Consider the following 23,585-nt stretch of genomic DNA (forward strand, 5'->3'; position numbering starts at 1 on the left):
GAGGATTTATTTTATATCTAAAAAACAGGACTTTATATGCAACGAAGAGAATTTATCAAAAATATTGGAAAAACAGGATTGTGTGTTACGGGTTTGTCCCTGACCGGCTCTTTGAGTTGTACGCATAAATCTGAAAAAAAATGGAATGTTGTACTTGTCGTGGCTGATGATTTGGCCTGGAATCAGGTGAATTATCACGGATTCGGGTTTTATGAAACACCCAACATCGATAAAATTGCCGCGGCCGGGATGTGGTTTACAGATGCTTACTCTGCGGGGCCGGTCTGTTCGCCGACCCGGGTTAGCCTGATGACCGGGAAAAATCCCGCGCGATTACATATGACCGATTACATACCCGGAAGTCCTTATCCGTATGCGCGCTTGTCCAGGCCCAAAGTGCCCGAGTATCTGTTGACTGTCGGATTGCCGCTTGAAGAAAAGACTGTCGCAGAACTGTTTAAAGAACATGGATACCATACCGGCCATTTCGGTAAATGGCATCTCAGCAAAGATAAAGAGTACCAGGCGGGCAGACCCGGAGATCCGGGCTCGCAGGGCTTTGATGAAGTGCTAACTACAGTCAAACCGGAATATGAAGCGCCTCCCAATGACGCGCACCATGCTGTTGAAATCACCAACCAATCTCTTGACTTTATTGACAGACATAAAGATGATCTGTTTTTCTGTTATACCAGCCATCATGTTGTTCATCGACCGTTGATGGAAAAAGATGATCTGGTACAAAAGTATAAAGACAAACCCTATTCCAATGATCCCGTGAATAATCCCGTGATGGGTGCAATGATTGAAAGAATGGATACCGGGATAGGTCAGATACTGGATAAACTTGAAGAACATAACCTGACTGAAAAAACGATTGTGATTTTTTATTCCGATAACGGCGGATATGAACTGCATCAGGAGCAAGACCCGTTACGCGGCGGTAAGGCAATGATTTATGAGGGCGGAATTAAAGTGCCTTTTTGTATAAAATGGCCGGGTGTCATAGCACCGGGAACGGTATCGAATGAACTGGTAACATCGGATGATTTCTATCCAACGTTTGCAGATATACTCGGAGAAAAAGAATTGCCGTTGAATCTGGACGGCGTCAGTTTGCTGCCGTTGATCAAGCAGGAAAAAAATCTTGATCGGGATTTTTTATGCTGGCATTTTCCCCATTATCATCACCTGGGATATAAACCTGCTGCTGCCATCCGGGAGGGCAATTACAAGTTAATTGAATGGTTTGAGCAAAGCAAGTTAGGTCAAGAAAAACCGTATCAGCTTTTTAATGTGGAAAATGATCCAGTGAGATCAATGATCTGGCGGATAAAATGCCTGAACTCGCTGAGCGGTTGTTTGTAAAATTAAAAAACTGGAGAGACAAAGTCGGCGCCTGGGAGATGACCGTTAATCCCGATTATGATCCTGATAAATCAGATTGGCGGTTTGAAAATCGAAAAGGCTGGAGAGTAAAAGACGGTATTATTGTAACCTGATTCTAAATGGAAAAGAATGCGAACAATTTGTCTCAATCTTCCTCAAAAACTGGTTTTCGGAAATGGTTGCAGTGATCTGTTTATTGCTGATTATAAAACAACGGGTTGTAAAACGCTACTGCTGATTACAACCGAGCCATTGCTTGAACACATTCATCCTTTAACCCAAAAAATAAAAGCAGATGGCGCTGATGTTTTTGTGTATCAAACTGTCAACAGCGAACCCACGATTGAGGATTTTCAAAATGCTTTGCACTTTGCTCAACAGAAAAACATTGACAGCGTAGCGGGTATTGGAGGAGGAAGCGTTTTAGACCTTGCTAAATTACTGGCCGCCATGCTTGACAATGATCAAAATATTCTGGAGATGCTTGATGGCGGCCGTTTAAAACAACGGCAGGTTTATTTAGCCTGTCTGCCGACAACATCAGGAACCGGAAGTGAGGTGTCACCCAATGCAATATTGCTTGATGAGACTGATAATCTTAAAAAAGGCGTGACAAGCTCTTACCTGATTCCAGATGCAGCCTATATAAACCCCTTGTTTACAAAATCCGTTCCTCCTTCTGTTACAGCAACCACGGGTTTGGATGCGCTCATACATTGTATTGAAGAATATACCAACCTGTATGCTCATCCTGTTATTGACATGTTTGCTTTGGAAGGCATTCGATTAATCGGTAGTTCTCTGTGGCGTGCCTATAATGATGGAAATGATGAAAAAGCGCGTGAAAACATGGCGCTCGGCAGTCTTTATGGAGGCATCGGACTTGGCTCTGTCAATACCGCTGCCGTACATGCTTTATCTTATCCGTTGGGCGGCGAATATCATATTCCGCATGGATTGTCCAATGCTGTTTTATTCCCCTATGTTATGAAATTCAATATGGTGGAATCTACTGAACGCTACGCAACGGTTGCCCGCGCTTTGGGTGGGGAAGAAGGGAAAAATGATTATGAAACGGCTCAAAACGGCGTTGATAGAATATTTCAACTTTGTGAGTTCCTGAACGTAAAGGTAAAACTTTCTACTCTGAATATTCCCAAAACCGCTGTGCAGAGACTGGCGGAAGCGGCCATGAAGGTAGAAAGGCTTTTAAAAAATAATCCTCGTCATGTAACACTCGAGGACGCAAAAAAAATATATCATGAAGCTTATTGAAAAAGGCAAACTCTATGATTGAAAGGCGAAAAGAATATTCCGGCATTATCATCCCTGTGGTGACTCCGTTTGATGATAACGGAAAAATAGATATCCCTGCATTGGAAAGAATTATCGAAAATTTCAACGCAAATGACTGTGAGACTCTGCTGTTTGGAACCACCGGTGAAACAGCTTCGATCCCTCAATCTGCAAAAACAAAAGCTGTAGCTGCTTTACAAAAATATATTGATCAACACAGAATTTATGTTGCCATATCCGATAATTGTTTTGAGGATGCGGTAACAGCCGCAAATCGTTATTTTGATTCAGGAGTAGAGGCGGTGGTAGTTTTACTTCCCGGTTACTATCCTTTAACCCATGATCAGATGCTGAATTATTACGAGCGTTTTGTCAAAGCCATTCATGGAAAAATGTTTATTTATAATATTCCGGCGACAACCCATATGTCCATCCCGCTTACAGTCATTGAAAAGCTAAGTCACCATGAACGGATCATTGGGCTAAAAGACTCTGAACGAGGTATGGAGAGATTGCAACAATCCATTGAATTGTGGGCAAATCGAGAGGACTTTTCATACTTTATCGGCTGGGGTGCGCAGTCATTTAACGGGTTGTGGAGCGGAGTGGATGGTATTGTTCCGAGCACAGGTAACTTTAATGCCCCGGTCTACAAAGATATGTATCAGGCTGTTATTAATAGAGATAAAGAAAATGCTGAGCTTTGTCAAAACATTTCGATGGAAATAGCAAGCGTTTATCAAAAAGATAAAATACTGGGCCAATCTTTACCCGCACTCAAAGTTATGATGAACGAAGCGGGATTGTGCGGTAAAAAAGTTACACTGCCATTTACAAAGCTGCCGGAAAATGAAGAAAAAATGATTCACGAACAAACTCGTCATTTAATTGATAAATATGATTTAACCTGGAGTTGATGAGTATCTAATGGCGAACCAAAAACCTATAATCGGAATCACAATGGGCGACCCTGCAGGCATTGGTCCTGAAATTGTTGTGAAAGCGTTGTGTGATGATAGAGTGACTGAATGGTGTAACCCTGTTCTGGTCGGCGATTTGAGTGTTATTCGAAAAGCCGCTGCTGAGCAAAACGTTCCGAAAAACATAAAATCAATAGATAATATTAGAAAAGCCGAATTTGATCGAAATACAATAACTGTTTACTCTCTTGACCTGATAGATTTAGATAAACTTGAAATGGGTAAAATATCGCCCATGGCTGGAGAGGCTGCGTTTCAATGTGTGAAAACAGTCATTGAGCTTGCTCTGGCCAAAGAAATTGATGCCACTGTCACCGCACCGATCAACAAAAAGTCTGTAAATGTGGCGGGCCATAAATTTTCCGGACATACTGAAATGTATGCCCATTTTACCCAAACAAAGAACTATGCAATGCTCCTGATTGACGAAAATTTTCGGGTGGTTCACGTTTCTACCCATGTTTCTTTAAGAAAGGCATGCGACGCCGTAAAAAAGCAAAGAATAGTCCAGGTAACTGAATTATTAAACAATGCGTGCAAACAGTTTGGTGTGATCAAGCCCCGAATCGGGATAGCCGCTCTTAATCCGCATGCCGGCGATGGCAATTTGTTCGGCGATGAAGATACCAGAGAAATACTGCCGGCTGTTGAACGCGCAAAGGAACTGGGTATTGACGCAGAAGGTCCGTTCCCGGCTGATACATTATTTGCTGCTGCAAAGGCCGGAGCCTTTGACGGTTGTGTTGCCATGTATCATGATCAGGGCCATATACCCTTCAAGTTGGCTGCGTTTCAATGGGATCAAGCGACAGGAAAAATAAAGAGCGTAACCGGTGTCAATATTACGTTAGGTTTACCCATTATTCGGACCTCTGTTGATCATGGTACGGCTTTTGAGATTGCTGGTCAGGGCATAGCCAGCAAAGATGCATTGGTGCTTGCCATTAAATATGCGGTATCAATGTCCGATCGTAAATTCAGAAAAGGTTGGAAACAAATCATGATGACAGTGATCGCAGATGACTTTACAGGCGCCGCTGAAATCGCCGGACTGGGTTTACGATACGGGCTTGCGGTCGAAATTGAACCACATGTTCATAGAATATCCGAGTCCGATTTATTAATCATTGCAACCGATACCCGGTCTATGAAAGCAGAGAATGCATATAATGAAGTTTATTCTATCACAAAACAATTGACGGAATTGGGTCGTGGTTTAACCTTTAAAAAAACGGATTCGATATTTAGAGGTCATATTTATAAAGAACTCCAGGCTGTTTTAAACGCAGATGTTTATGATAAAGTTCTTTTGGTGCCGGCAAATCCTTCTCTTGGCCGCATTCTAAAAGAGGGGATTTATTATATAAAAAACCGGTATCTACATGAAACGAAACTGGCTGACGATCCTGATTACCCTTTAACCACATCCAATGTACTGGAATTGATAAATGCTGATGATCTCAATACGGTTCACGTCTTAGCGCTTGGTCAAAACATCATCCGGCAAGGAATAATAATCGGTGAAGCATTGTACGAGCAAAGATCTGAAAGACTGGGCTTCCAAGGTTGATAACACGATTTTGCCGGCCGGCGGGGCTGAATTTTTCAAAGCTTTACTTGAGATTAAAGGATATGATAAAGTCATTTCAAAGACCGGGAAATCTGTAAAGTTTGGAAAAAATATATTGATTGTATGCGGCAGCGCCTACTCAAAAGGTAAGGCCGGATTTAAAGACATAGCGAATAAGGCTTTAAAAATAATTCCAATGCCTGATAGTGTATTTACTAACAGCCTTGGTGTGGAAGACTCTTTTCAATGGTGGAAAGAAAAGGTTGTACAGGCTTTTCATAAACATACTGTTGTCATTATCGAAATAGATCAGCAGGTTGTTCGCGACAAGAATTATGCCGTGCGACTAAGAAAAGAGATGGCAAGACTGGTACATGTTGTTCTGAAGCAGGTAGATGTCAATGAGCTTTTGATAGATGGAGGAGCGACCGTACATTCAATCACGGAAAAACTCGGGTTTGAAAAATTGTTTCCGGTTCAAGAGCTTTCTCCGGGTGTTATCAGAATGCGTGTACAATCACGCGATCATTTTTTTGTAACGATTAAACCCGGCAGTTATGCATGGCCGGCATGGTTGTTGAATTATTTAGGCGCTCGATAATCTTTATCAATGAAAATCAGGATAAAAGGGTCATTGTAAAAAGATGCGATGGCTTTGAAAATGAATGAATAACCGGATTATAAACAGATACTATTATGACTACTTTGATCAGTTTAATTATTATTTTGACAATCGTTGTCATTGCCACAGCAAAATACAAATTGCATCCTTTTATATCGTTGTTATTGGCTTCTATAGTCATCGGGTTTTTATCCGGTCTTGAATCAACCGTAATCATTGAATCGATAGAAAAGGGATTTGGCGATACATTGGAAAGTATCGGCCTGATTATTGTTTTTGGTGCAATAATAGGTCAATATCTTGAAAAAAGCAGTGCAACAAAAACAATAGCAGAAACCTTGTTGCGAATAATCGGGGAAAGAGATCTCCTCTTGTGATGAATCTTACCGGTTTTATTGTGTCCATTCCTGTTTTCTGTGATTCCGGTTTTATAATTCTTTCATCGCTTAACAAAGCAATCAGTAAAAAAACAGGAATGTCGTTGACAGTCTTGAGTGTCGCCTTGGCAACCGGTTTGTATGCAACCCATGTTTTTGTGCCGCCAACTCCCGGGCCCCTGGCTGCAGCGGCAGCTTTAGGTGCGGATATCGGCCTGGTACTTGTTCTGGGTTCTGATTGCAGCCATACCCTCGGCTTTGGCGGGTTTGTTTTGGGCAAAGAATTTTGCTAAAAAATTCAAGGTTGCCCCCGATACCGATGAACCCCAAAGCAATGATCGTGTTTTGCCTTCCACGTCACTTTCCTTTGCCCCTGTTATGATTCCGATCATCTTGATAGCCTGCAAATCTATTGCAAACTCTCCATCGACCCCTTTTGGAGAAGGTGTACTCTACAAGTTTATTGATTTTACAGGTGATCCGTTCATTGCATTATTCATTGCAGTTTTTATTTCATTTTTCTTAAAAAGAAAAAGCCCAAGTACCCATAGCGGTTGGATAACGGATGGTTTGAAAAATGCGGGTGTCATCATTTTGATAACAGGCGCAGGTGGCGCATTCGGTAATGTTTTGAGAACAACGGATTTGGGAGCGTATTTAGGCCATACATTGTCGAATTGGAACGCGGGCTTGCTTCTTCCGTTTATGATTGCCGCTCTATTAAAGACATCTCAGGGTTCGTCAACGGTCGCCATCATCACCACCGCAGCAATTATTTCACCTCTGTTGGGTCCGCTTGAACTGGATGGTGAAATAGCCAAAGCATTAACTGTTTTGGCAATCGGCGCCGGAGCCATGACCGTTTCTCATATTAATGACAGTTATTTTTGGGTGGTGTCTCAGTTTTCCAATATGGATACACCCACTGCTCTGAAAACTCATACCATCGCAACCCTGTTGCAGGGTGTATTCGGTATGATCATTATTCTATTGTTATCACTCATTTTGTTGTAAAAAAAAGAAAGGTTGATTATGATCTACAAATTAATGCTCTCATTTCTATTGTTGGTTTCAAGTTTGATATTTTCACAGCAAAAAATGCCTCCCGGGGTAGAAAAATCAAAAGACGAACCCATTGTTTACTCGGGCGAACAGACCGTCGATAAACATTATTTTGACGGCAAGCTGCCGCATGCTGTGGGTGTGCATCAATATCAAGTCGTAAGAGCAAACCGACAACATCCTCCGGGTGAAGGCGGCATTGGCTATACCTATAATCATCAGCCTTACCTGGCCTATTGGAACGGTCGGTTTTATTATCAGTATTTGTCCGGTTTGTATCAGGAACATACACCGCCAACCCGCACTTCCATATTGACGTCCCAAGATGGTGTGAACTGGAGTGATCCGACGGTGGTTTTCCCTGTTTATAGATTGCCCGAGATTACAAGAGATGATATTCATATTCCCGAAGGAATGCCAGCGGTTATGCATCAACGTATGGGTTTTTATGTCGCGCCGAACGGCAGATTACTGACATCCGGGTTTTATAGTTACTGCAAAAGTCCACAGCATTCTCCCAATGTCGGCAAGGGTTTGGGACGAGTCGTCAGGGAAATTAAAAAGGACGGTACATTCGGCCCCATCTATTTTATTCGCTACAACCGGCATGCCGGTTTCGACGAATCGAATACAAAATATCCCTTTTATACCGAGAGTGATGATACAGGGTTTATCAAAGCTTGTGAAGCTCTTTTGCAAAACAAGCTGATGACCCTGCAGTGGTGGGAAGAAGATCGGGCTGAAGACGGTTTTTACCCGATTAATCCCGGGGATATTGAAAATGCGTTTCAGTTTCATCAAAAAATTACAACCTCAAAGGGTGCGGGGAAAGCGTTTGATTGGTATACACGACCTGATAGTGTGGTGGTGGGATTGTGGAAAAACCAGTATGCGGCCTTGACAACTGATAAAGGCAATACCTGGACGCCGATTACGAAAAATAAAACATTGATTACGGCAGGGTCCAAAACATGGGCACAAAAAACAGATGATGGCAGATATGCGCTCGTTCATAACCAGTCACCCACATGGCGAAATCGTTTCCCGATGGTTGTAATGACAAGTGAGGACGGATATGAATTTACAGAAATGTTATGTGTCAGCGGACAAGTTCCACCGCAACGGTACAGCGGATTAAATAAAAATTTTGGCCCTCAATATTTCCGCGGCATTGCCGAGGGAAATGGCAATCCCCCGGGGGATAAAATGTGGGTTGTATTCAGCAACAATAAAGAAGATATGTGGATTGCAAATATAACAACACCTATAACAGGCGAGGTCACCAAAGATATTGATCAAAATTTCAACTCAGTTGCCCGTGCTGATGCACTGGATTACTGGAATCTATATGTCCCCCAATGGGCATCTGTTGACATTGTCAATGATCTGGACGGCATAAACAAAGTACTACAACTCAAAGATGAAGAACCTTATGATTATGCGCGAGCCGAAAAAATATTCCCTCAAAGTCAACATATCGAGATCAGCTTTAGAGTTTATCCCTACGGGGTGAGGCTCGGCAAAGCGCTTGAAGTTGAGGTGCACAGTGAAAAAGGAGAGAGGGCGGCGCGGCTGCGCATCGACCATGATAATGTTCGTTTCGACTTGCTTGATGTTGAACTGGACGGGGTTGATATGCAACCGCTGACATGGCATCAAATCAAGCTCGTTCTTGATTGTGATTCACAATCCTATGATTTTTATCTCGACGGAAAGATTCAAAGAAAAGCCATTGAGTTTGGTGAGCCGGTCAGCAATGTAAACCGTATCGTATTTAGAACGGGCCCATACAGGAATATTGTGCCGCTTGATTACCTCGATGGTTATCCGGATGCCGTTGGAATGTTTGGTGAGGATTTGCCTTTTTCCGGACAAAAAGTAAAACCTGTTGTTTACTGGATTGATGATTTTGTGACCCGGAGTCATTAGACATTTGGATATCAAAAAAAAATATTATGTCGGTAATAATGTGACAGTGCAATTAATGAAAATTTATCAAATGAAAATTTGAGGTCATAACGATGTTCAGACGCAAAAAAATATGTCAAATAGCAACCCTTGTATTTCTATCCATATTCTGGCTGTTTATATCATGTGGAACTAATACGCAAACGCTTGATAAAGACTATTCGCTGCTCATTCTCAGTGATATTCATATCAGCAATGATGAGACAAAAGATCAGCGTCTGATTGATATGATCAGCGCTGTCAATGATGGAATGTTTGAAAACCTGGACATGCTTGTAATAACCGGCGATGCGGTATCAAGCTTTCAACGTTTCAGAGATAAAGTGGGCCTGCCTGGAAATCAAAGGGCGGAAAAATTTTTAAAGATAATAAACCGGATTGAAATTCCCTGGCATATCGCACTCGGAAACCATGATTATAAGATTGACAGTGACCGGGATTCCGATGCCCTTTTTTCATTTCAGGATATTGATACCATGGAAGTGTTATGGCACGAGTTGGCGGATATTGAGCCCTATTATGCGATTGAACATAAAGGATGGAATTTATTGTTTCTCAACAGTATGCGTGGAAGATATCTCGATCGGTTTTTTGATGACCAGCAAATGCAGTGGTTGAAAAACGAATTACAAAAAGGGCTGCCTGTTCTACTCTTTATTCATCATCCTGTCAAAACGGATCATATAAAAATACGGAATAAGCCCAAAGACCTTATTTCGCCAAAAATAGAACCGGAATTTTTCTCACTGGTTGACGCTCATAAAGAGCAAATTAAAGGAATCTTTGTCGGTCATGTTCATCGGTGGATGAAAGATGAACTTTTTGCGAACGATTCCGGTCTATCGTAACGGATTCATTCGCCGATAATAATAAAAGTCCGTTCCATCTGGTTGGTATTGATACAACAAAGAATTCAATACACGTAACCCGACATGAGTTTATAAAGAATTAAGGTATCTGGTTCTAAAGGTCAAATTATGAGTGCGGCAAGTAAAGCCAAATATTGGAAAGGAATCATATTATGTCTACTCAAAAAAAAATCACGGTTTTTTTACTAGTCGGAATTCTGTTCATGTTGACGACCAGCAGCAATTCCCGGGAAACCGATAAAAGCACAATTGCTTTCTGGCCATTCGATGAGCAGCAGGGGATTTATCCGAGTTGTGTTCTGTCTGATTTATCTGACGATGATTACCCCTGGTTCTCGGTTTGGGCGGGAAAATCTGAAACGGTAAATTCGGAAATGCCTTGCTACCGGTCGGACAAGCAGAGTCCGATTTTGTAGAGATTGAAGGAATGGTGAGATTTGGTTTGGACCAACTGCCCGTACCTGATGGGCGGAGTGTAGAGCCAATGTCCTGGTTCAATGCCGACTTTGCCGCTTTAATGACAAGCGGAGAAACTCACCTGCGCAAAGAGGTCGGTTTCCCCCAGGTTACTCAAACAGATTTAAATCTTGGTGATTTTGACTGGACTGTGGAATTCTGGTTTTACCCGTTGCGCAAGACTGATGAAACCGGAACCGTTTTTGAGATAGGGACGGGGCCCAGAGGGGAGAACCGGATTTATACCACATTGAAACTTGACCGGGATATGGGACAATTTATCTTTTATAATCAACCGAGCCGAACTCTGATCGAGATTCCTTCGTCGCTTGAACCGGAGGCATGGCAGCATCTTGCGTTTGTATATGATTCAAGAGAAAACCAATTGACTTATTTTGTCAATGGAAAGATGATCAGCCAGGAGAATTCTGAAGCGTTAAAGCCGCTGCCGGTGGGTGAAGAGGATTACATGAGTGTGGGAAGAAACGGTTTGTGGAAGGAACCCCTTCAAGGCAAAATTGATGAATTGAGGTTTTCTCAAGGTATGATATATCCGGATAAATTCACGCCGCCCCAAAGTTTCTCTTATCTGCATGATCTGGAACAAACAAATAATTTGATTGCCGGGCCTGAACTGTTATTCGATGGTGAAAAACTTGATCAACCCATCAAACTGGGCTCTCGAAAACATCTTTTTATTGATGATGCCCTCCTTGAAACAACCGGAGACGCTGAATTTGTTGTCAATCCTCCGCGTATGGAAGAAATTGTTTTAACAAATATCAAGGGACATATTCGAAAACATCTCAGTGTTGTTGAAGATAAAGACGGAAACATTCGTATCTATACCACGGTTGAGGATGACTATTTGGCTGTATGGATTTCAAAAGATGGAGTTCATTTTACAGCGCCTGATTTGCCGAACGGACACTATAAAGGTCGTACCAATATTGTCCTGCATAAAAATGTGGGCATGGGGATTGTCTTTACTGGATCCCCACGCGCCTGATGATGAACGCTATACAATATAAGCGACTATCACCGCAGGGCTGTTTCCATATTTTATTCCAAAGACGGTTTGAGTTTTGAACGCTATAAACAGCCTGTGCTTCCGTTCCGTTCGGGCTCGCAGGCCAATATTTATTATGATGATCAAAAACAGGTCTATACGACATTTCACCGATCAGATTTCGGCCGCACCCGGACCGGGGATACTCAGCGTGACTTTGTGATGACGGAAACAAAAGATTTATTACGACCCTGGCCGTTCACTCCTCTGACTCCGGCTGAAACAAAAGAAAGAGCCGAGGGAAAACGGATTGCTGAATACAGGCCCTGGTATCTTGATAACGGTCCTCTGACTCCCGGCGGTTTCTCTTTGGAATACCCCTGGATTTTTTCGCCAATCGACAGCCTGGACCCACGGGAAACGGATGTTTATATTCCCAAAGCTCATAAATACCCGTGGGCACCGGATACGTATGTGGCTTTTCCTGTGATGTATTTTCATTATGAGGAATCATTACCGGAAGAAAGAAGTATCCTTTTCGAGGAAAGCAGGCAGCTCGGCTCCGGGCCGCTTGAGACTCAATTTTCGGCAAGCCGCAACGGCGTTGACTGGCAACGATATCCAAGACCCGCATATGTCGGCATCGGCAGACATCAGGGGATTGATTTTGTAACCGCTTATATCGCCTACGGCATGGTAAAACGTGAGAATCAAATCTGGCAATATGTGTTCTGTGAACCGCATTATCATGCACCCTGGGTAAAATATGATGATAAAAGATCCGTGATCAGACTGGTTCAGAGACTTGACGGTTTTGTTTCACTCGATTCTCCTTATGAGAAAGAGACAACGGTTATCACAAAACCTTTGGTTTTTAAAGGCAACAGACTTGTCATCAATATTGATACCGAAGCGACGGGCTATGCACAAGTCGGATTATTGGATGAAAATGGAACCCCAATTGAGGGATTCGCCGTCGATGAATGCGTTTATATCAACGGAGATTTCCTGGGAAAAAGAAATAGAGTGGATGCAGAAAGGTAAAGATATATCCGAGCTCGCCGGAAAAACGGTACAGATTGTTCTTGAGATGAGAGGCTCAAAGTTATACGCTCTGCAGTTTACAAATGAATAATCTGAAATAATCTAAAAAGGTGTTCTGAATATGTTGAATCATAAAGTATTGCTTGCTGTCATTGTCTTTTTTTACGCAACTCTGTTATCCGCCCCCAAAGAGGACCATACTGTATCTCTTTGGCTGTTTGATGAACAATGCGATTTATATCCAAGTCAGGTTTTAGTGAACTGTTCGGAACATAATCTGCCGCTTGTACTCGGCCCGGGCGGAAGAATTGTTAAAGGCAAATTTGGAAATGCGCTCGAGCCCCTGATGCATCCTAAAGTTGTGCTGCCCGAGGGCCAGAAAAGATTCGGGCTTGTAAAGCTTGATCCTCCTCCGGGACGCACCGTTGCGCCTTTGACGTGGTACAATGCCGAATTTGCGGCGTTGATGACCAGCGGCGAAACGCATCTGCGCAAACAGGTCGGGTTTCAAAGCCCGGCGGCGACTGCAATGAATCTGGGCGATTTTGACTGGACCGTAGAATTCTGGTTTTATCCCAATCAGAATTCTGATAGCGGAACCGTTTTTGAAATTGGAGCCGGGCCCAGGGGGGAAAATGAAAAATTAACACGCCTCAGTCTGGATCTAAAGAACCGTTCATTTAGTTTCTTTAACCCAAAGATTCAAAGCGCGGTTACTCTGCCTACTGAGCTCACGTTTGAAACATGGCATCATGTTGCATTTGTGCATGTCGCTGATAACGACAAAATTCTCCATTTTGTGGATGGAGTATTATTGTCGACAGCGAATAACGTCACTATCGGGAAACTCAGACCTTCCTTTGCCGAAGATTATATGAGCATTGCCCGGGACGGTCTGTGGGAACATCCTCTGCAAGGCAAAATCGATGAATTGAGATTTTCGGATGATGTAATTTATACAAATGAGTTTAATCCGCCTGAAAGCTTTTCCAGTATTTATCAGGAAGGATACGTTGCGGATCAACTTGAAAAAGGCCCGCCTCTGTTGTTTGATGATGAATCCAGGGATGATACGCCGCTACAGCTGGGCGGCAGAAAACATCTGTTTATTGATGATGCGTTTCTTGAGACCGTCGGCGATGTCGAGTTTACGGTTAATCCTCCTGAAAAAAAAGAACTGGTAATTGGTAATGTTAAAGGCCGCTTTAGAAAACATTTAACCGTTATCGAAGATGAGGATGGATTGATCCGCATCTATAATTCCGTCCAGGATGATTATATGATTGTTCATACATCCAGAGACGGCGTAAATTTTAAAGCTCCCAATACCGGTACAAGTCATGGCGGCTGGGATAATATTGTGATTCCCGAACGTGTTGGCGGTAAAGGCACTCCTTTTATCGATCCGAACGGCAAAGGCGATCATAAATGGAAATATATATCCAGTTATCATAATCGCGGGGTTTATCTTTATACCTCTGCGGACGGCTGGAGCTGGAGCCGCCGGAAAATGGCTTTAATTCCTTTTAGAAGTGGCACGCAATCCTGTACATTTTATGATGACCAGCGGCAGATGTATGTTTCAACCCACCGGACCGGTATATTTCATACACCGGGCGGCGCCACTCAAAGAAGTACAGTCATTACTCAAACTGAGAATCTGTACAAGCCTGTCAAATATGAACCTCTAAGCCAAATGGACTATTGGGAACTGGATAAAAAATACCGACTGCGCGAACCACAGCCCTGGTGGCTTGATAACGGTCCGCTGACTCCCGGTGATTTTGGGTTGGAATTTCCGCATGCCTTTGATCCAACCGGGGACGATCCCGTTGGAATGGATATTTATATAACCAAAGCTATAAAGTACGAGTATGCTCCGGATACGTATCTCTCGTTTCCGATCACTTATTTTCATTATGAAAAAGATGGGCCGCTGACACGACAGATATTATACGATTCGACTCGACTGCGAGGAGAAGGACCAATTGAAACCCAGATCGCTGTGAGTCGCAATGGGCTGGACTGGAAACGGTATTATCAACCCGCGTATGTTCCCATTGGAAAACATAAAGGAATTGATGTAAAGATGGCCTATATCGCGCAGGGTATGGTCAGGCGTGGAGATGAACTGTGGCAGCATTATTGGGCTGAACCGCATTATCATGGGCCCTGGGTAACGTATGATGACAAGAGAGCGGTATTTCGATTGGTGCAACGATTGGACGGATTCATATCGATTGACAGTCCGTATGAAAAAGAAGCCGTGATCAAGACAAAGCCGTTTGTTTTTGAGGGAAACCGGCTTGTTCTTAATATTGACACCGATGCGGTAGGGTATACTCAGGTTGGTTTTGTGGATGAGCATGATAATCCGATTCAAGGCTTTTCAGTGGATGATTGTGTTTACATCAATGGTGACTTTATTAAAGAAAAAGCTGAATGGATTCAAAATCGCGAGGAATTTACAGATGTGAGTATTGGCGAAGGTGAATCCACTGAAATATTGGAAAAAGTAAAGACGACAAAAGATGTTTCTCCGCTTGAAGGTAAAGTGGTAAAACTTGTTTTTCGAATGAGAGGGTCAAAACTCTATTCTCTGCAGTTTACAAATAAATAATCTGAAATAATCTAAAAAGGTGTTCTGAATATGTTGAATTATAAAGTATTGCTTGCTGTCATTGTCTTTTTTTACGCAACTCTGTTATCCGCCCCCAAAGAGGATCATACTGTATCTCTCTGGCTGTTTGATGAACAATGCGATTTATATCCAAGTCAGGTTTTAGAAAACAGTTCGGAACATAATTTGCCGCTTGTACTCGGCCCGGGCGGAAGAATTGTTAAAGGTAAATTTGGAAATGCGTTCGAGCCCCTGATGCATCCTAAAGTTGAGCTGCCCGAGGGTGAAAAAAAGTTCGGGCTTGTAAAGCTTGATCCTCCTCCGGGACGCACCGTTGCGCCTTTGACGTGGTACAATGCCGAGTTTTCGGCGTTGATGACAAGCGGCGAAACGCATCTGCGCAAAGAGGTCGGGTTCCAAAGCCCGGCGGCGACTGCAATGAATCTGGGCGATTTTGACTGGACCGTAGAATTCTGGTTTTATCCCAATCAGAATTCTGATATTGGAACGGTCTTTGAAATTGGCGCCGGACCCAGGGGGGAAAATGAAAAATTGACACGTCTCAGTCTGGATCTAAAGAACCGTTCATTTAATTTCTTTAACCCAAAGATTCAAAGCGCGGTTACTCTGCCTACTGAGCTCACGTTTGAAACATGGCATCATGTTGCATTTGTGCATTTCGCTGATAACGACAAGATTCTCCATTTTGTAGATGGAAAATTATTGTCGACAGCGAATAACGTCACTATCGGGAAACTCGAGCCTTCCTTTGCCGAAGATTATATGAGCATTGCCCGGGACGGTCTGTGGGAACATCCTCTGCAAGGTAAAATTGATGAATTGAGATTTTCGGATGATGTAATTTATACAAATGAGTTTAATCCGCCTGAAAGCTTTTCCAGTATTTATCAGGAAGGATACGTTGCGGATCAACTTGAAAAAGGCCCGCCTCTGTTGTTTGATGATGAATCCAGGGATGATACGCCGCTACAGCTGGGCGGCAGAAAACATCTGTTTATTGATGATGCGTTTCTTGAGACCGTCGGCGATGTCGAGTTTACGGTTAATCCCCCTGAAAAAAAGAACTGGTAATGGGTAATATTAAAGGCCCCTTTAGAAAACATTTAACCGTTATCGAAGATGAGGATGGATTAATCCGCATCTATAATTCCGCCCATGACGATTTTATGATTGTTCATACATCCAGAGACGGCGTAAATTTTAAAGCTCCCAATACCGGTACAAGCTATCGCGGCAGGGATAATATTGTGATTCCCGAACGTGTTGGCGGTAAAGGCACTCCTTTTATCGATCCGAACGGCAAAGGCGATCATAAATGGAAATATATATCCAGTTATCATAACCGCGGTGTTTACCTTTATACCTCTGCGGACGGCTGGAGCTGGAGCCGCCGGAAAATGGCTTTAATTCCTTTTAGAAGTGGCACGCAATCCTGTACATTTTATGATGACCAGCGGCAGATGTATGTTTCAACCCACCGGACCGGTATATTTCATACACCGGGCGGCGCCACTCGAAGAAGTACAGTCATTACTCAAACTGAGAATCTGTACAAGCCTGTCAAATATGAACCTCTAAGCCAAAATGACTATTGGGAACTGGATAAAAAATACCGACTGCGCGAACCACAGCCCTGGTGGCTTGACAATGGTCCGTTGACCCCCGGTGATTTTGGGTTGGAATTTCCGCATGCCTTTGATCCAACCGGGGACGATCCCGTTGGAATGGATATTTATGTAACCAAAGCTATAAAGTACGAGTATGCTCCGGATACGTATATCTCGTTTCCGATCACTTATTTTCATTATGAAGAAGATGGACCGCTGACACGACAGATATTAATAGATTCGACTCGACTGCGGGGAGCCGGACCAATTGAAACCCAGATCGCTGTGAGTCGCAATGGGCTGGACTGGAAACGGTATTATCAACCCGCGTATGTTCCCATTGGAAAACATGGGGGGATTGATGTAAAGACCGCCTATATCGCACAGGGTATGGTCAGGCGTGGAAATGAACTGTGGCAGTATTATTTTGCTGAACCGCATTATCATTCCGCCTGGGTAAAATATGATGACAAGAGAGCGGTATTTCGACTGGTGCAACGATTAGACGGATTCATATCAATTGACAGTCCGTATGAAAAAGAAGCCGTGATCAAGACAAAGCCGTTTGTTTTTGAAGGAAACCGGCTGGTCCTTAATATTGACACCGATGCGGTAGGGTATACTCAGGTTGGTTTTGTGGATGAGCATGATAATCCGATTCAAGGCTTTTCAGTGGATGATTGTGTTTACATCAATGGTGACTTTATTAAAGAAAAAGCTGAATGGATTCAAAATCGCGAGGAATTTACAGATGTGAGTATTGGCGAGGGTGAATCGACTGAAATATTGGAAAAAGTAAAGACGACAAAAGATGTTTCTCCGCTTGAAGGTAAAGTGGTAAAACTTGTTTTTCGAATGAGAGGGTCAAAACTCTATTCTATGCAGTTTTTGAACGAGTAAAAGGCCGGTCTATATTTTTAATGTCTAAAGGAGCATCAAGTGAACGTATTTTATTTATCAGTTATAGTTTTTCTTTTTTCGACCAGTCTTGCGGCACAATCATTAAAGATTGAGCATAAAATAGCCGCTGTTCAAAAAAACTATTTTCATGGTTGGCCTGCTAATAATGGTGTCTGGGTTTGGGGGGATGAAATATTGGTCGGGTTTACACAGGTAGAATATGCAAAAGCTGATGGACATAATATAAAAGAAAATGCTCCTTTTAAAAGTCTGTTGACCCGAAGTAAAGATGGTGGAAAAACATGGACGATGTTTGATCCCGAAAATTATGTTGGTGATGGCGGCACAAAATCAAAATTACAAGACCCCGTTAATTTCAAACATGAAAATTTTGCAATGCGGATATTGGGTTCAACTTATCACGGTAATAACGATCCAGACGGAGCTTTCTATTATTCTTATGATAAAGGAAATACATGGAACGGTCCTTTTTACCTTGGTGATATTCATAAGCATAAAAGATTTGAGGCCCGCATCCTTACTCCAAGAACGGATTACATTGCATTAAGTGAAAAAGAATGTTTAATCTTTATTACGTCCCGAATTGATGGTACCGGATTATCCGATGATATTTCGGTTATCAAAACAAATGACGGCGGTTTGACTTTTAAATTAATCTCACCCTGGGTCGTCCCTTGTGAAGATCCATATCGAAATGCAATGCCCAATACAGTTCAACTGGATAAAGATGAAATGGTTATGGTTGCAAGGCGAAGAAATATATCTGATAGAAACCAATGCTGGATTGATGCCTACAAATCGGATGATGGCGGATATTCGTGGAGATTTACAAGCAAGGTTGGCGATACAGGAGAACACAACGGTAATCCTCCCGCTCTGGTTAAACTTGATGACGGCAGATTATGTGCAATATACGGAAACCGAACAACACTTCAGATACTTGGAAGATACAGCAATGATCATGGAGAAACCTGGGAACCCGAATTTGTTATTCGGGATGATTTTATCAGAACAGAAACCGGAAGAATGAGAGACCTCGGTTATCCAAGAATTGTTCAAACCAAAGAAGGCAATGTGGTTGCAATATATTATTGGGCGACAGAGGAGAATCCGCAGCAGCATATCGCTGCATCAATCTGGAAGCCATAAGTAGCATGTTTATGAATGTTGTGAATTTTTTGGAGTGCTGCTGAAAATAAGAAACAGCACTTATGAGTATAAAATTCGGGAATCAAGTTCATGAAAAATCTATCAAAAAGTATAATAGTTATAGTAATTTTGTTTTTGAATGTCGGGATCCATGCTGAAAAAAAATATCCGCTATCAATAAAAGAAAGCAAAAACGAGCCGGTTAAATATATTGGAAACCGTCAAACGAACAAATATTTCTATGATGGAAAATTACCGCATGCCGCCGGGGTACATACTTTTCAGGTTTTTAGAGCCAACCGTTCAAATCCGACAGAGGGCGGCTTGATCGGTTGGACATACAGCCATGCTCCGATGTTGGCATTTTGGAACGGTAAATTTTATCTGCAGTATTTAAGTAACTTGAAAGAAGAACACGGCGCTCCCGGCAGAACTTTGATTGCTGCTTCGGAAAACGGAACTGACTGGACTAATCCTCAAGTTGTTTTTCCTGTTTATTCGCTCCCCGAGATTGATGCCGGATTTGGATACATACCGAAAGGTATGGCTTCTGTGATGCATCAGCGTATGGGATTTTATGTGGCGCCAAACGGCAAACTTTTAACAATAGGGTTTTACAGTTATTGTGCCACACCCAGACATAGCCCGAACCTGGGGCAAGGACTGGGAAGAGTTGTCAGAGAAATCTATAAAGATGGCTCTTTCGGTCCGATTTACTTTATTCGATATAACCGGCATGCCGGATGGAATGAAACCAATACGGATTACCCGTTCTACAAAGAAAGTGATGACCCGGCATTTCTCAAGGCATGTGAGGATTTACTTGCCGATAAACTGGCGACTCTGCAATGGTGGGAAATGGATAGAGCTAAAGATGGCTTTTACAATATTGATAGGGGCAAACATGAAATTAAGGCGCTTTGTTATTATAAACGACCTGATGATGTCGTTGTTGGTTTATGGAAACATAATCTTGCGGCTCTGAGTTCCGATACCGGTGAGACCTGGACAAGTATCAGCACTTGTCCCACTCTAAAAACCTGCGGGGCAAAAGTGTGGGGCCAGAGAACGAAAGATAACAGATACGCTCTGGTTTATAACCATTCGGCTTCGTTAAGAAATCGATTTCCACTTGTTATTATTACCGGTAACGATGGGCATCATTTTGATGATATGCTTTGTATTAATGGGCAGGTACCGCCGATGAGATATCAGGGTATTCATAAAGGTTTAGGGCCACAATATATTCGCGGGATTGTGCCTGGTAATGGTAATCCGGCGGGGAATGATATCTGGATCACCTACAGTGTTAACAAGGAAGATATTTGGATATCAAAAATCAAGGTTCCCGTCACCGGAATTGCTGATGAGCATATTAACGAATCATTCGATGATATCAATGAGATAGCCGATTTAGCAGAGTGGAGTTTCTATGTTCCTAAATGGGCCCCGGCGGAAATTGCATCAAAGAAGCAGCAATCTGCCGATAACGTTCTAAGATTAACGGACGAAGAACCTTACGATTATCTGCGAGTTGAAAAGCTCATTCCCGAGAGCAAAAAGCTTTCAGTTAAATTCAGCATCAAACAAGTCCTGCTCGGTTCCGCCAAGTTGGAATTTGAAATTCATGACATAAAAGGCAAAAGACCACTGCGTCTTCTCTTTTCAGAAGAGTGGCTTATGTTCGATAGAGGTCCTCTGGAAATTGATCCTGTTAAATATTCAGTCGGAGACTGGCGGCATATCGAGTTAAAACTGAATTGTGAAACTCAATCTTATGATGTCTATTTAGATAAAGCGTTGGTCAAAGAAAAAATCCCTTTTGCTGTTAAAACAGAATCTTTGCAGCGAATTGTTTTTAGAACCGGACCCTGGCGCGGTGACGTCAGACCTTTCATCGTTAATGGAGAACCTGGTAATCCGGGTTTGTACCAGGAAGATTTGCCGGGCGCTGATTTTAAAACAGGCGCAAGCATTTTTGAAATTGATAATATTCAGACCACAATGGATGAGGCTATTAAAAGCGGAGAATGAAATGATAAATCGATTTTATAAACAAGGACAAAAACTTGATGTAGCGGGACTTAATGAAATAACGGTTTTGATTGATAGAAGTGAAACTGAATTAACTGAAATCGGTTGGAATTGCTGGACACCAAACCAGGATGGCCCCCCTCATAAACATAATGATAAAAGCCAGATATTTTATGTAACGAATGGAGTCGGTAAAATTCATTTGGGCAAAGATGTGTTTGATGCCAAACCGGGTTCACTCGCTTATGTACCTGCCGGATTGGTACATCAGACCATTACAACAACAGAGGAACGCTTGTGTTATATTCTTTTCAACGTATTCCTGAATCCGGATAAAGAAGGACACTCTACTTTTGCAGACCATATTGAAAAAGTTAAACAAATCAGAAAGCAGCAAGCTGTCTCAGGAAAAGTTGATACTGATAATGAAAAAACAAATTTTGAACCAGGACCGGGAAAATTTTACAAAGATCTTTTTTCATTTATAAAAAAAGATACTGCACATTTAAAAACAACTTTAATGGATGCAAAAGCAAACCGTATTCAAATGAAATTGCTATCATATCCTTGCGGTCAATCAATTCGTAATATTAAAGACAACTCTGTTGAGCAGACATTTTTTGTTTTGCGAGGAGAAGCTCTAGTAACCGTTGAAAATGATACTATAGAGAACGTAAATGCAGGAAATATTTTCTTTACACCGAGGGATACAGCATACGATATTAAAGCCGGCAATGAAGACATGTTGTGCTTGTGTCTGAGTGCTTTTACTGACTGAAATTAAATTTGAACGAGAGTAATAATGAATAATCAATTTGTGACCGAAATACTTGATGGAAAAGGATTCCACGTGAATAAAAGTCGATTCAAATATGTGATATAGTCAGCAATTAATGACAGAATTTTAGAGTTGGGTGTGAACATTATAATATATATGGGAGAAAAACAGATACTAAAAGCGGGTCATTTGCTAATCAATATAGTTCTTGTATCTTTAACAAGCGAGCCGCAGGATGTTAAACTTTAGTTGCCACCTGGAAACCAACACAAATTCGGAGAAGTTTTTATGAAATCAAAACTTGCACTCTTTATTTTATTAGCTGCAGTTTATTCTTTTGCTCAGGTAAAAGGACCTGCAACCCGACTTGTTGAACGTGATGGATATTCACAAATATTCTTTATTGCCAAAGACGGCTCTGATGAGATGAATAGAGGAACAAAGGATAATCCTTTTAAAACCATTCAATGTGCAGTATCAAACGTCAAAAATGCAACTGGATCAAATAGAATTGCACTATTTGTTTCTAAAGGGATATATGATGGAGAGACAATTGCTCTGAAACCGTTTGTCGATTTATATGGAGGCTTTAATCGTGAATCCTGGGAAAGAGATGTTGGATTATACCCCACTGAAATCAACATTAAAAACGAGCAAAGAGCAATCATAGCAGATGATAACTGCATTATAGATGGGTTCGTCATAAGCAACTCGGAATATCGTGGAAAAGGAGCCGCTATATATTGTGATGGCGCTTCACCCACAATTTCGAATAACAAATTTATTCATAATAAATCCCTAAAGCCCCTTGACTGGAATCCGGAATACTGGCATGAAACGGCAAATGACGGCGGGGCAATCTACGGTAAGGATGGCGCCGCACCTTTGATCAAGAATAATTTGTTTGCTCATAACAAAACTGAAAACGGAAGAGGCGCTGCCATTGCTTTCGATAACCAATGTGATCCTCAGATTCTCAATAATGTTTTCTTAAAAAATGAGAGCGGATTGGATGATCCCATGAGGAGCAGTGACGGCGGCGCTGTTTCGATTTTTCGTTGGAGTAAAGGGTTGATTGACGGAAATATTTTCCTTGGCAACTATGCTGGTTCCGAAAATGATGCCGGTGCTGTTTTTATTGCTTTATGGAGTTCGACCCTTGTTAGAAATAATATATTTGTTGATAATGAATGCACCGATGATGCCGGTGCTTTGTTCGTCGGTGGACAAGAGCACAGGTATGATGCACCGCTTGACCCATACCCGCGCCGGGAAAACTTTTACGTTACAATCGAGAATAATGTTTTCATCGCCAATCGAAATCCGTCCATGAACTCAGGCGCCATGCGCTTTACCATGGAAAGCAGAGGCGAGTTTGTCAATAATATTGTTGCACAGAACAGCGGGATTTATTTTCAAAGAAGCGAAACCGAGATCAGAAACAATGTTATATTGGACAACATGCTTGTCATTGAAACCAAGGATTACCTGGACAAAACAGTAATTAGAAACAATATCATCTGGGCTGATTTTGTTTTGCAGGAAACCGTTGCAGAGATTCACGATAATTATATGCTGCAGGCGGAAAAATTCAAAGGGAATAAAAATGAATTCCCGGATTTTTTGACAACGGAATTAATTTATCTGTTTTGTCGGCCCGAAAGGCTGAGCATTATTCCGAACTGGTTATTCAAGATGAGAAGGAACTTTTACCCGAAAAAATATCAGATCGGATCGTCAATGCTGGAGGCCGTTGGGGGGTGGTAAAGGATTATGACAACCATATTCTGCGAGTGTGGGGAGATTTTCCCCG

At 42.2% G+C, this 23,585-nt stretch carries 18 protein-coding genes and 1 pseudogene; all 19 read left to right on the forward strand.

The genetic code is table 11. The features are described from left to right. The first annotated feature begins 36 nt into the window (after positions 1-36). The 19 genes and pseudogenes from U5R06_02805 to U5R06_02895 all read left to right on the forward strand — a co-directional run bounded on the left by U5R06_02805 (position 37) and on the right by U5R06_02895 (position 23,539). On the forward strand, positions 37-1,368 hold the full coding sequence (locus tag U5R06_02805) for a sulfatase (protein ID MDZ7721766.1): 1,332 nt from the start codon (positions 37-39) through the stop codon (positions 1,366-1,368). Continuing rightward, positions 1,338-1,502: a hypothetical protein gene (locus U5R06_02810; protein ID MDZ7721767.1), complete on the forward strand. Its 165-nt coding sequence runs from the start codon at positions 1,338-1,340 to the stop codon at positions 1,500-1,502. The genes U5R06_02805 and U5R06_02810 overlap by 31 nt, the downstream gene beginning before the upstream one ends. 16 nt (positions 1,503-1,518) lie before the next feature. Next, complete coding sequence (locus U5R06_02815; protein ID MDZ7721768.1) at positions 1,519-2,664, forward strand: iron-containing alcohol dehydrogenase; 1,146 nt, start codon at positions 1,519-1,521, stop codon at positions 2,662-2,664. A 14-nt stretch (positions 2,665-2,678) separates the two neighbouring features. After that, positions 2,679-3,602, forward strand: a complete 924-nt coding sequence (locus U5R06_02820; GenBank protein ID MDZ7721769.1) for a dihydrodipicolinate synthase family protein — start codon at positions 2,679-2,681, stop codon at positions 3,600-3,602. A gap of 10 nt (positions 3,603-3,612) precedes the next feature. After that, positions 3,613-5,235 (forward strand): 4-hydroxythreonine-4-phosphate dehydrogenase PdxA, encoded by a 1,623-nt coding sequence (gene pdxA, locus U5R06_02825; GenBank protein ID MDZ7721770.1) that lies wholly within the window; start codon positions 3,613-3,615, stop codon positions 5,233-5,235. A gap of 10 nt (positions 5,236-5,245) precedes the next feature. After that, positions 5,246-5,836 carry a nucleotide-binding domain containing protein gene (locus U5R06_02830; protein MDZ7721771.1) on the forward strand — a complete coding sequence of 197 codons (591 nt, stop codon included), beginning with the start codon at positions 5,246-5,248 and terminating at the stop codon, positions 5,834-5,836. 95 nt (positions 5,837-5,931) lie between these two features. Beyond that, positions 5,932-7,248: pseudogene (locus U5R06_02835) on the forward strand (GntP family permease). Between the two features lie 18 nt (positions 7,249-7,266). After that, positions 7,267-9,225, forward strand: a complete 1,959-nt coding sequence (locus U5R06_02840) for a six-hairpin glycosidase (protein ID MDZ7721772.1) — start codon at positions 7,267-7,269, stop codon at positions 9,223-9,225. Positions 9,226-9,317: 92 nt separating this feature from the next. Beyond that, positions 9,318-10,112, forward strand: coding sequence for a metallophosphoesterase (locus tag U5R06_02845; GenBank protein ID MDZ7721773.1), 795 nt, complete (start codon positions 9,318-9,320; stop codon positions 10,110-10,112). A 173-nt stretch (positions 10,113-10,285) separates the two neighbouring features. After that, positions 10,286-10,549, forward strand: a complete 264-nt coding sequence (locus U5R06_02850; protein MDZ7721774.1) for a hypothetical protein — start codon at positions 10,286-10,288, stop codon at positions 10,547-10,549. A gap of 68 nt (positions 10,550-10,617) precedes the next feature. Then, the gene (locus U5R06_02855; GenBank protein ID MDZ7721775.1) at positions 10,618-11,598 is read left to right on the forward strand and encodes a LamG domain-containing protein; all 981 of its coding nucleotides are present in this window, start codon (positions 10,618-10,620) and stop codon (positions 11,596-11,598) included. 69 nt (positions 11,599-11,667) lie between these two features. Next, positions 11,668-12,642 (forward strand): hypothetical protein, encoded by a 975-nt coding sequence (locus tag U5R06_02860; GenBank protein ID MDZ7721776.1) that lies wholly within the window; start codon positions 11,668-11,670, stop codon positions 12,640-12,642. A gap of 121 nt (positions 12,643-12,763) precedes the next feature. Continuing rightward, entirely contained in the window at positions 12,764-15,262 is a 2,499-nt protein-coding gene (locus tag U5R06_02865; GenBank protein MDZ7721777.1) for a LamG-like jellyroll fold domain-containing protein, read from the forward strand. A gap of 30 nt (positions 15,263-15,292) precedes the next feature. After that, positions 15,293-16,354 (forward strand): LamG-like jellyroll fold domain-containing protein, encoded by a 1,062-nt coding sequence (locus tag U5R06_02870; GenBank protein ID MDZ7721778.1) that lies wholly within the window; start codon positions 15,293-15,295, stop codon positions 16,352-16,354. Beyond that, on the forward strand, positions 16,354-17,790 hold the full coding sequence (locus tag U5R06_02875; GenBank protein MDZ7721779.1) for a hypothetical protein: 1,437 nt from the start codon (positions 16,354-16,356) through the stop codon (positions 17,788-17,790). The genes U5R06_02870 and U5R06_02875 overlap by 1 nt, the downstream gene beginning before the upstream one ends. A gap of 39 nt (positions 17,791-17,829) precedes the next feature. Further along, the gene (locus U5R06_02880) at positions 17,830-18,960 is read left to right on the forward strand and encodes a sialidase family protein (GenBank protein ID MDZ7721780.1); all 1,131 of its coding nucleotides are present in this window, start codon (positions 17,830-17,832) and stop codon (positions 18,958-18,960) included. Between the two features lie 90 nt (positions 18,961-19,050). Continuing rightward, positions 19,051-20,994 (forward strand): hypothetical protein, encoded by a 1,944-nt coding sequence (locus U5R06_02885; GenBank protein ID MDZ7721781.1) that lies wholly within the window; start codon positions 19,051-19,053, stop codon positions 20,992-20,994. Position 20,995: 1 nt separating this feature from the next. Continuing rightward, positions 20,996-21,772, forward strand: a complete 777-nt coding sequence (locus U5R06_02890; GenBank protein ID MDZ7721782.1) for a cupin domain-containing protein — start codon at positions 20,996-20,998, stop codon at positions 21,770-21,772. 288 nt (positions 21,773-22,060) lie between these two features. Next, on the forward strand, positions 22,061-23,539 hold the full coding sequence (locus tag U5R06_02895) for a right-handed parallel beta-helix repeat-containing protein (GenBank protein MDZ7721783.1): 1,479 nt from the start codon (positions 22,061-22,063) through the stop codon (positions 23,537-23,539). The last annotated feature ends 46 nt before the right edge of the window (positions 23,540-23,585 follow it).

It is taken from the genome of candidate division KSB1 bacterium (genome assembly GCA_034521575.1).
GTDB lineage: Bacteria > Zhuqueibacterota > Zhuqueibacteria > Residuimicrobiales > Krinioviventaceae > JAXHMJ01.

Coding starts and splice junctions, on each gene's coding strand:
- U5R06_02875 (MDZ7721779.1), top strand. CDS start 16,354: ATGGGTAATATTAAAGGCCCCTTTAGAAAACATTTAACCGTTATCGAA.
- U5R06_02810 (MDZ7721767.1), top strand. CDS start 1,338: ATGCCTGAACTCGCTGAGCGGTTGTTTGTAAAATTAAAAAACTGGAGA.
- U5R06_02865 (MDZ7721777.1), top strand. CDS start 12,764: ATGTTGAATCATAAAGTATTGCTTGCTGTCATTGTCTTTTTTTACGCA.
- U5R06_02845 (MDZ7721773.1), top strand. CDS start 9,318: ATGTTCAGACGCAAAAAAATATGTCAAATAGCAACCCTTGTATTTCTA.
- U5R06_02805 (MDZ7721766.1), top strand. CDS start 37: ATGCAACGAAGAGAATTTATCAAAAATATTGGAAAAACAGGATTGTGT.
- U5R06_02815 (MDZ7721768.1), top strand. CDS start 1,519: ATGCGAACAATTTGTCTCAATCTTCCTCAAAAACTGGTTTTCGGAAAT.
- pdxA (MDZ7721770.1), top strand. CDS start 3,613: ATGGCGAACCAAAAACCTATAATCGGAATCACAATGGGCGACCCTGCA.
- U5R06_02855 (MDZ7721775.1), top strand. CDS start 10,618: ATGTCCTGGTTCAATGCCGACTTTGCCGCTTTAATGACAAGCGGAGAA.
- U5R06_02895 (MDZ7721783.1), top strand. CDS start 22,061: ATGAAATCAAAACTTGCACTCTTTATTTTATTAGCTGCAGTTTATTCT.
- U5R06_02885 (MDZ7721781.1), top strand. CDS start 19,051: ATGAAAAATCTATCAAAAAGTATAATAGTTATAGTAATTTTGTTTTTG.
- U5R06_02850 (MDZ7721774.1), top strand. CDS start 10,286: ATGTCTACTCAAAAAAAAATCACGGTTTTTTTACTAGTCGGAATTCTG.
- U5R06_02820 (MDZ7721769.1), top strand. CDS start 2,679: ATGATTGAAAGGCGAAAAGAATATTCCGGCATTATCATCCCTGTGGTG.
- U5R06_02840 (MDZ7721772.1), top strand. CDS start 7,267: ATGATCTACAAATTAATGCTCTCATTTCTATTGTTGGTTTCAAGTTTG.
- U5R06_02890 (MDZ7721782.1), top strand. CDS start 20,996: ATGATAAATCGATTTTATAAACAAGGACAAAAACTTGATGTAGCGGGA.
- U5R06_02870 (MDZ7721778.1), top strand. CDS start 15,293: ATGTTGAATTATAAAGTATTGCTTGCTGTCATTGTCTTTTTTTACGCA.